This is a genomic window from Ameyamaea chiangmaiensis (genome assembly GCF_013376175.1).
In the GTDB taxonomy this organism is placed as follows: Bacteria; Pseudomonadota; Alphaproteobacteria; order Acetobacterales; family Acetobacteraceae; genus Ameyamaea; species Ameyamaea chiangmaiensis.
Genome location: NZ_JABXXR010000341.1, coordinates 1 through 869, shown reverse-complemented (window position 1 = coordinate 869; position 869 = coordinate 1). Strand labels below are relative to the sequence as shown.

Sequence of the window (869 nt, the reverse complement as noted above, 5' to 3'; positions counted from 1 at the left end):
CGCCAGCCTCGAGGCCATGGGCGCCAGCAGGCGCGGCGGCGGCGGGGGCGTCAGCCCGGTGCGCGGCTGGCGCAGCGTCTCGATCCACCGGACCTCGGGCATCAGACGCAGCACCATGAAGAACGTCCACGCGATACCGATCGCGAGAATGGCAAGGATCAGCCCGTCGAGCAGCGGGTTATTAAAGAACGCCGCCCACAGCGTACGGAACAGGAGGGCCACGACCAGGCCGACCGCGACCAGGAACAGCACCATGCGCAACAGATAGACGGTAGGACGGGTCATGGCGTGGCCTCCTGGGATGGGGTCGCGGGGGTGCCGGGCGCTGGCGGCGCGTGGGTGGGCACGAGGTCCGAACGTGTCAGGTCGAGATGATCGGCGGGGGCGTCTGCCCCGGTCGCGACGGGCGTATCGGTGGCCGAGGCCAGGCCGATCGGACGCACATAGATGCGGGTCGACGCAATGCCGGCATGGATCAGGATCGCACGCACCGAAAGCCCGCGCGTCAGCGACAGGCGGCGGGGCGTCGACAGGTCATCGCTGGTGCCGCCGGCATAGGAATCAACGTCGGCGCGGGCATCGGGATGGGCACTCAGGTCCGCCGCGAAGTCGAGCACGGCCTGACGCATCGCGGGTGACAGATCGGCCGATCCGGCCGCAAACGTCAGGCGCTGGCCCCCTTCGATCGCGGCCGCACCGCCTTTCGCGTCCTTGACGGCCGGAACGTCGTCGGGGATCGGAAAAGAATGCAGCGGCACGTACAGCGACGGTGCAACGAACACCGGCTGCGGCGGTGGCGCGGGCGGAATGGGGGGCAGCGGGGCGGACCGCAGGACCGGATGCGCCGCGCTGTCGCCGGCGTGGCGTTG

General features: G+C 70.4%; 1 protein-coding gene and 1 pseudogene. Both read right to left on the bottom strand.

From position 1 onward, the window contains the following. Window positions 1–285 (bottom strand): annotated as a pseudogene (locus HUK82_RS16940) (flagellar motor protein MotA); the annotation flags it as partial. Then, window positions 282–869, bottom strand: a 588-nt coding sequence (locus HUK82_RS16935) for an OmpA family protein (RefSeq protein WP_176615009.1), incomplete at its 5' end; no start/stop codon positions are given. The gene HUK82_RS16935 and the pseudogene HUK82_RS16940, both read right to left, overlap by 4 nt.